Source organism: Rhodopirellula maiorica SM1, from assembly GCF_000346295.1.
GTDB classification, from domain to species: domain Bacteria; phylum Planctomycetota; class Planctomycetia; order Pirellulales; family Pirellulaceae; genus Novipirellula; species Novipirellula maiorica.
Genome location: NZ_ANOG01000192.1, coordinates 1 through 8,058 on the forward strand (window position 1 = coordinate 1; position 8,058 = coordinate 8,058).

8 protein-coding genes are annotated in these 8,058 nt (G+C 56.5%); 4 read left to right on the forward strand and 4 right to left on the reverse strand.

The window, feature by feature from the left end; translation table 11 throughout:
• Both lhgO and dapA read left to right on the forward strand, forming a co-directional pair.
• Nucleotides 1-805: L-2-hydroxyglutarate oxidase (gene lhgO / locus RMSM_RS05920; protein WP_040764306.1), on the forward strand; the 805-nt coding region annotated here is incomplete at its 5' end.
• A gap of 174 nt (nt 806-979) precedes the next feature.
• On the forward strand, nt 980-1,897 hold the full coding sequence (gene dapA, locus RMSM_RS05925) for a 4-hydroxy-tetrahydrodipicolinate synthase (protein WP_040764307.1): 918 nt from the start codon (nt 980-982) through the stop codon (nt 1,895-1,897).
• Nucleotides 1,898-1,940: 43 nt separating this feature from the next.
• Here dapA and RMSM_RS41735 read toward each other — a convergent pair whose 3' ends face one another.
• Nucleotides 1,941-2,825 carry a GIY-YIG nuclease family protein gene (locus RMSM_RS41735; RefSeq protein ID WP_081614039.1) on the reverse strand — a complete coding sequence of 295 codons (885 nt, stop codon included), beginning with the start codon at nt 2,823-2,825 and terminating at the stop codon, nt 1,941-1,943.
• An 84-nt stretch (nt 2,826-2,909) separates the two neighbouring features.
• Here RMSM_RS41735 and RMSM_RS05935 point away from each other — a divergent pair, with 84 nt between their 5' ends.
• Nucleotides 2,910-3,893 (forward strand): D-2-hydroxyacid dehydrogenase, encoded by a 984-nt coding sequence (locus RMSM_RS05935; protein ID WP_008692960.1) that lies wholly within the window; start codon nt 2,910-2,912, stop codon nt 3,891-3,893.
• Nucleotides 3,890-4,117 carry a hypothetical protein gene (locus RMSM_RS05940; protein ID WP_040764310.1) on the forward strand — a complete coding sequence of 76 codons (228 nt, stop codon included), beginning with the start codon at nt 3,890-3,892 and terminating at the stop codon, nt 4,115-4,117. The genes RMSM_RS05935 and RMSM_RS05940 overlap by 4 nt, the downstream gene beginning before the upstream one ends.
• A gap of 1,433 nt (nt 4,118-5,550) precedes the next feature.
• Here the strand turns inward: RMSM_RS05940 and RMSM_RS05945 are convergent.
• The 3 genes from RMSM_RS05945 to RMSM_RS05955 form a co-directional block, all read right to left on the reverse strand.
• Entirely contained in the window at nt 5,551-6,051 is a 501-nt protein-coding gene (locus RMSM_RS05945) for a 6-pyruvoyl trahydropterin synthase family protein (RefSeq protein WP_008692992.1), read from the reverse strand.
• A 93-nt stretch (nt 6,052-6,144) separates the two neighbouring features.
• Nucleotides 6,145-7,038 carry a triphosphoribosyl-dephospho-CoA synthase gene (locus RMSM_RS05950; RefSeq protein WP_008692994.1) on the reverse strand — a complete coding sequence of 298 codons (894 nt, stop codon included), beginning with the start codon at nt 7,036-7,038 and terminating at the stop codon, nt 6,145-6,147.
• Nucleotides 7,028-7,984 carry an alpha/beta fold hydrolase gene (locus RMSM_RS05955; protein WP_008693003.1) on the reverse strand — a complete coding sequence of 319 codons (957 nt, stop codon included), beginning with the start codon at nt 7,982-7,984 and terminating at the stop codon, nt 7,028-7,030. Before RMSM_RS05955 ends, RMSM_RS05950 begins: the two co-directional genes overlap by 11 nt.
• Nucleotides 7,985-8,058: the final 74 nt, after the last annotated feature.

Genomic DNA, 8,058 nt, shown 5'->3' on the forward strand with positions numbered 1-8,058 from the left:
GGGCGTCGCTGCGCTACATGTGCCTGAAACGGGGATCGTCAACTATGCCAAGGTATGTGAGACGATGCGACAACAGATTCAGCGTGGCGGTGGAAAGGTGATCCTTTCGTACCAAGTAAAACGGATCAACGCCGCCGCGTCGGAGGTGGCGATCACGGATTCGAAAAATCGCACGATCCATTGTGGACGAATGATCAATTGCGCGGGTCTGCAAAGCGACCGTATCTTGCGAATGGCAGGCGGGCGACCCGCAGTGAAAATTGTGCCATTTCGTGGCGAGTATTACGATCTTGTGCCAGAACGCGAGCACCTGTGTCGGCATCTGATTTACCCGGTTCCCGATCCTTCGTTTCCCTTTTTAGGAGTCCATTTCACGCGGATGATCGACGGCGGTGTGGAGTGTGGTCCCAATGCAGTTTTGGCGCTATCACGACACGGATATGATTGGCGGACGTTCCATGCGAGCGACTTGTTCGAGACGCTTCGCTACGGCGGTTTTTTGAAGTTGGCTCGCAAGTATTGGCGGACCGGGGCGGGCGAAATACACCGCTCGCTACGCAAAGCGGCATTTGTTTCGGCATTGCAGAAGCTGATTCCGACGATCCGCGGATCCGACCTGCGACCCGGCCGCGCTGGCGTGCGAGCACAAGCGGTCACGCCCGAGGGTGAATTGGTGGATGATTTTTTGATCGAGACCACCGATCGTGCGATCCACGTGCTCAACGCCCCCTCGCCTGCGGCAACCGCATCGCTGGCGATCGGTGGTAAAATCGCCGACCGATTTGAAACGCTGCAAACGAACTAGGAAGACGTTTCGTACGGCGTTTTCCGAGGTGTATGCGATTCGAATCATGGCGAATCCAGGACCGGACGCTTGACGAATCAGGGGGCGAAACACTAGGTTTTCTGCTGAACCAAAGCCGATGACGCGTGTCCTTGGCTCTGACGAACCTCCTTTTTCAACGAACCCGATTCCGATATGACTTTTGAGACCCGCCCACGAAAGGGATCTGATTTTGCTGGCCTTTCGGTCGCGATTGTCACGCCATTCACTGATGGTGAGGTGAACTATCCGCGTCTGAAAGAGCAAGTCGAATTCCAAATCGAAGCCGGCACGCGTTGTATTGTTCCTGTGGGAACGACCGGCGAATCGCCGACGCTTTCGCACGACGAACACGAAAAAGTGATCGCTGAGGTGATTCAGTGCGTGGCGGGACGCGCCAAGGTCATGGCCGGTACCGGCAGCAACAGCACCGCCGAAGCGCTGCGATTGACCAAGCGAGCCGCGGCCGAAGGGGCCGATGCAACGCTGCAGGTCGCACCCTACTACAACAAGCCGACGCAAGAAGGTTTTTACCAGCACTTCAAAGCGGTGGCCGAAGCGGTCGACATTCCGGTTTGCGTGTACAACATCCCCGGCCGTTGTGGTAAAGAGATCGAAGTCGAAACGATCCAGCGGCTCGCGGAGGTCCAAGGGATCACGATGGTCAAGGAAGCGACCGGAAAATTGGATCAATGTTCGGCGATCGTGGGCACGACGGATCTGACCGTGTTGAGCGGCGATGATTCGCTGACATTGCCAATGATGAGTGTCGGTGCCGAAGGGATCATCTCGGTGGTTGGCAATTTGGTGCCGCGAGACATGATCGAATTGGTCAATGCGGCCGCGAGTGGCGATTTTACAAAAGCAATGGCGATGCATCACAAGCTGTTCGCTCTTTGCCAAAACATGCTCGGATTGTCGACCAACCCGATCCCACTAAAAGCTGCAATGATGATGGTCGGCCGCGACTCGGGCGAGTTGCGATTGCCAATGACCACCTTGGACGATGCTTTGATGGAAAAGCTCAAAGAAACCTTGTTCGCCTACGGCATGAATTCGGCGCTGGTGAACTAGCAGCGACCGCGATTTTGGGACCGCGACTAAAGTCGATGCCGATTCACGGACGCACGTTTAGTCGCGGTTGCCGACTGCGGATCAATTCGCTTTCATAAGCACGACGTACGGTGACTCGCTTGGCCGGACTGTCGCTCGGGAAAACGTGCAGCTCGACGGTCACTCCGGCCGACGCTTCACTGCGGAGATACTCGGCCAGCGATGCTCGGTCGCTTGCAGCCAAGTGACCGCTCAGCCGAAGTCGCAAATTCTTGGCTTCACCGATGTACAAATAGCCGCCGGCTGTGCGAAACAGATAGACTCCTGGTCCGTCGCTAATCTCCTCGGACGCGATCGACTGTTGTAGCTTTTCTAGCGAGTACGTTTCAATCTTGCGTTGCCAATCTGCCACGCGGAGCACCAATTCGGGTTTGAGTGCCCGGCGTTTTCGCAGCGATAGTACCGCTTTGCGGATCGCGACGGTGTCGGTTCCAGAGGCGATCTTCTGAGCTTCGTGATCGAGTTCCTTGCGAAACGCCGGATCGGCGAGTAGCGTGTCGCTGGAAATGCGATGTCGATCCATCACCACGCGAGCGGCAATTTCGGCGATGGGCACAATCGATTCATCAACGGGTTTGCCACGCCGGGTTGCCTTGGTAGTCAAGTCTCCTGATTTGCGCAGCTGCAATAACGCCAGCAACGCGTCGCGTTCAAAGTGTTCCGAATGCGTCTCGGTGGCATTGAGTTCAGAAAGGAATCGAGCTCGCAGCGAATCTTGGATCATCACCTCGTCGGCACTGAATCCGCCCGAAGCGGAGGCAAATGCGGCATCGATTTCGGCATTTGAAAAATCGTGACCCGTTGCCGGAACGGCTACCAGCCCCAGGATCGTCGAGATCAGAGCGATCCAAGCCACCTTTGTGAGTGAACGCGATAAAGTTAAGTTCATGGTGATCCACTTTGTTGGGGGCGCGGCGGTCGTCGTGAACTTCCCGGATGCCAATGTTTATTCCCTTTGCAGCGTATCACAGCCATGCGAATTGTTCTCTGTTTCCCGGTCACTGAAAAACATATTCAACAAATTCAAGCGGCGGCGCCTAACGCCGAAGTGGTCAACGCGGGACAGGAACGGATCGATGAAATGTTGCCCACGGCCGACATTTTCATTGGCCACGCCAAGGTGCCGGTCGATTGGGACCGGGTGCTCGAGGCAAATCGGTTGCAGTGGATCCAGTCGTCGGCGGCGGGATTGGATCACTGCTTGGTTCCGGGGGTGATCGATTCGGATATCCCGGTCAGCAGTGCGTCGGGATTGTTCGCGCCCCAGGTCGCCGAGCAAACGTTTTCGCTGCTGTTTGGATTGCTGCGGTCGCTGCCATTGTTTTTCCGTGCCGAGGCAAAGCGTGACTTCACGCGGCTGCCGACGGACGATCTGCGCGGCAAAACGGTCGGCATCGTCGGCTTGGGCGGCAATGGCCGGATGATCTCGCGAGTGCTCGCCCCTTGGGATGTCCGCATCGTCGCCACGGACTACTACCCCGTCGATAAACCTGACGAAGTGGATGAGTTATTGCCCGCGGATCAGTTGGACGATTTATTGGCGGTCAGCGATATTGTGATTCTGACGTTGCCGCTCAACGCCAGCACCCAAGGGTTGTTCGACAAGGAACGAATCAGCAAAATGCGGCGGGGTAGCTATTTGATTAACGTCGCGCGAGGAAGCGTGGTTATCGAATCGGCACTGGTCGACGCATTGGCTAGCGGGCATCTTGCCGGTGCCGGGTTGGACGTGACCGAGGTCGAGCCGTTGGCCGAAACGAGTTTGTTGTGGGACGACCCGAAAGTCATCATCACGCCGCATGTGGGCGCGCAGTCGTATCGGCGTGTCGACGACACCGTCGATATGGCTTGTGTCAACTTGAAACGTTTTCAAGCCGGCAAACCGGTGTACAACCGAGTCGACAAACAACTTGGGTTCCCGCACCCATCGGTGATTTGGCGCGGAGAAACCGAGTGAGCAGTCCACGCGGGATCCGAGCGTGCGACGCGGTGATTCACGACCAGAACGCCAGAGAAGGGGGGCGGCAAGTGAGCGGGCCGATCACGCTGCCACAAGCGAGTGCCGAGGATTTTGTGGACGAGTTCAACCGCGTCTATGCCTCGATCGGTTGGACAATCCAGCGGTTAGGTGGGCGGCAGCCATGTTCGCCGGTGAACGAACGACAAGAGGATGCGTCTTAGCACGCAGGCAGGGCTTCGCTGCAGAGCACGGGGGCTTCGCTTCAAACCAAAAAAATCCTCGACGGCTTTCGTGGCAGCCGCCGAGGATTTCGTTTTTCTCTTCGCATGACTAGGGGAACGTTGCGTTATCGGATGGGGATGCAACGGCTAGTCGATCATTCTATCTTGTCGACTTGGTTGGACTACCAACCAGCGCCACAGCTAGGCTCAGCACATCCGCAAGGAGCAGGTGCAACTTCGCATCCGCAAGTAGGAGCAACTTCGCATCCGCAGGTAGGACCAGCGTCGCAGCAGTTGTGGTGCTTGTGGAACAAGCCCTTCAAGAATCCTTTGACCTTGTCGCCACAAGTTGGGCCGCATTGTTGTGGGCAAGCTGGCTCGCAACCGCAAGCTGGCTCGATGACTTCGCAACCGCAAGCTGGCTCGACGCACGAGTCACAACCGTGGTGCTTGTGGAACAAGCGTGACAGAAGACCTGGCTTAGCGATTCCGCAACCGCTGTCGCAGCAAGGCTCTGCTCCGCAAGTTGGCTCAACAGCACAACCGCAAGCAACAGGTGCTTCGCATCCGCATGCGGGCTCTACGTCACAACAGCTATCACAGCCCTTGTTACAAAGTTTGTCGAACAGGCCGAATGCACTTGCATTGACCGATGAGCTAGCGACGAAGGCAACGGCTAGCAAGGCGGGAATGAATACACGACGCATCGTGGTTATCTCCAAAAGTTTTTTTAGGTATGGGAAGGTTGAGCTAGCACTGCCGCGTTAGGGCCAAGCCGATCAAAGCGAGCGACTTGTGGAAGTGCGTAACCCTGATCAACGGAAGTCAGACACAGCGAACCACGTTGACTTGTGATACGACAGAGCTAGCGAGAGTGAAGCGGATTAGCGTTTCCCTCTCACACAATGAAGTATCGACGCGAATAGCGAATCAGCAGACAAGTTCCCTGGAGATTCTTGATCCTGCTAGCATTTTGGTTGGGGACGTATTGGTGGTAGCAGTTGACGCGGAAAAACGGCCGCACGATCGGCACGGAATCCCACAAAACACGTTGTGGACGGGGCTCTGTATCCCCCGAAAACCGGTGCGTTTTAGGCCAAAGTCGCGATCGGAGTCGCTGAAAGAGGTAGCGAAACTCGCAGAGAGTTTCGGTTTTAGTCGCGTGGGCGAAAGTCTCTGCGACTTTCGCTACCGTTGATTCGCGATTTCCTTATAGGGCAAAATCCCGTTAGCCGTTTGAACGCTAGCGGGCTGTTGATTCAATGAGCCGCTCGCGCGTCAGCAGCCGGGTTCCACGTATTACCCGGTGCCTTGCGGCCCTCGGCTCAATAATACGATTTGCATTTCTACTAAATCAACAGGCTGCTAGCCCCGGTTGAATGTCGGAACCGTGGCAAAGCGGCTAATACACGGAACGACTCCTGTCCAGCTGCTTAACCGTTTTGCCAAGGCAAACGGCAAACGCCCCATTGGCCACAATTTTCGTCCACCGCGACTTCGATCCATGTTAGAGCGTCGCCAAATTTCGCTCGCGTTGCCTCCCTCACTCGCTCGGCGATCACGCGAGCGATCTCTTCGGCGGTGGTGTTGATCACCGGCAGAATGACGCAATCGTCGTTGGGAAACACCCAGCGTCGGTCGCGAAACCGGGCCGTCGTTTCAGTCTCGTCGCTGGTGACTTTAATTTCCGCGTGATCCTGCGGAAGAATAATGTGATGATCTAATCGCGTTGTCTGCTCCAGCACGGCGTCGCGAAGTGCAATAAAGTCGACCACGTAGCGGTTCTCGTCGAGTGGTCCTTCGACGCTGGCGCGAACGGCATAGTTGTGCCCATGAATCCGTTCACAAATATCCCCGGCAAAGGTAATGAAGTGAGCTGCCGAGAAAACAAACTGCTCTTTGGTGACGTCAACGCGAAAAGTGGCTTGGGTCATCGTGGGGTCTAATAACGTGTAAAGAGTAAGAAGACGAGTTTCACGACATGGGGTTGCTGCTCGCCTGCGAACGTATTTGGCTCGTTGTGTTTTTTAGTTGCGCCGCTTCTCTGCCACCTCTCCTCCCGACTTCGTCGGTGGAGAGGTAACTAATAATACGAATAGCGCTGCGGCAATCAGGTCGGCGGTGGTTCCCGGGTTCAGCCGATTTCCATCGCTGCGAAGGTAGGCATCAAAATCTCGAAGTGCGACACTGTCGCTTTTGTCCAATTTACTTGCTCGCTGCTGGACGGCCATTGCAACCTCCACACCACACTTACGTGCGATCAAGGTGTCGGGATGTTGAGCGAGCAAGTCAATGTGGGCGTCCGCGACGCCCCCCAGAATGGCTCCGTTGGCTTGGATCGCATTTTCGACGAGCGGAACGATCCGGCCGAACAAGTCTTTGAATCCGTTGGCATATTGGTAGGCGACCGCGTCTCGGTGGGCCGCCAATCGCATCGCGGCGATCAGGTCGGACCCCGAGGTGGCGGCGTCGCGAACATCCAGTTCGTCGGCTTCGCCGAGACCGCCAGCATTTGCATCGCGTATCGCTGCGAAGATACAGGCCGCATCATCTTCGTTTTGACCTTCTAGCAATGACGCCACTGCGGCTTGCAAGTCGGCGTGGATGTCTCGATGGGCAACCTCGGCAATCGGTCCGATCAATAGTAAGATGCCAAGATTAACATTGGATCCGACGGCGAGTTTGGTTTGACGAACGGCTCCCAGTACACTTTCGCTGAAGTGCCGGCCTGGCATCGAAAATGCCTCCGCAGCAATCTCGGCGGCCGCGATAAAGTCAGCGTAGTTCAAATTGCTGAAGGAGCGGCCGGGATAGACATTCCCTGCCTTGGGGGCGGTCGCTTCGAGGACACAAGCCCAGCGAACGGCGTCGCCAATCGAGGTGATTTGCGATCGCAGCGAGACCAATGGATCACCGGACATCGCCGTTGCCTTCCGGAGGTGTCGACGCGGGATGCGGCGGATGGGGATCGGCCGTACTGGTTTGCAGAAAATTGGCGATGGCCGCGATCACTTCCTCGTTCGCGTCTTCGATTACATAATGTCCCGCGTCAGCGATCTCGACCGTTTTCGCGTCGGGCCAAACCTGTTCGAAACGACGCAGACATTCAGGACGGAAGCACCAATCTTTCATCCCCCACACCAACAGCGATGGGACGGATGCCAACGTTGGCAGGTCGGATTCGAGTTGACGCAGCGTCGACATCGTCGGATGTTTGCCGGTCAGCGGAATGTCGCGGACGAAGGCATCGTTGGCGACCCGATTGGTCCACGAGTTGTAAGGAGCCAACAAGCCGCGGGCGGCGTCTTTGGATAGCGAGTTGCGGGACATCGCCATCGTGATCGCAGCGCCGGCAAATGCATTCAGCCCACGAACGGCGGCCGAGCCCAACACGGGAATGCGGCAAGCTGCGATCCGCCAGGGGACATAGGGTGGTGGAAAGGCGGCCGTGTTCAAAAGAACAATGCGTTCGAGCCGGTCACGGCGTTTCAGCATTGACGACAATCCGATGGCGCCGCCCCAGTCATGAGCGATCAGCGTGACCCGTTTCAAATCGAGCGCGTCGATCAAGTGGACCAAGTTGTCGCGGTGGTCTGATAAGCGGTAGGGAAATTGGCCCTTTTCGGCATTGTGTCCGCGTGCCGGTTTATCGCTGCGTCCACACCCCAGATGGTCGACCGCGACGACACGGTGGGTCGGGCTGAACCGCTCGACGATGGAACGCCAGTAAAAACTCCAGGTTGGATTCCCGTGCACGCACAGCAGCGTCTGTTCGCCGGCGCCTTCATCAAGAAAACGCAGGGTGTGCGATCCAATGGTCAATTCGCCTGATTGATAAGGCAACAAGTCTTCGGCAATCGATTTCATTGCCAAAGTGTCGCTAAGTTTTGCGACTTAGGGAACCACCCGTGAAACACAAGCAGGAAACAGGGAGAGTGGGA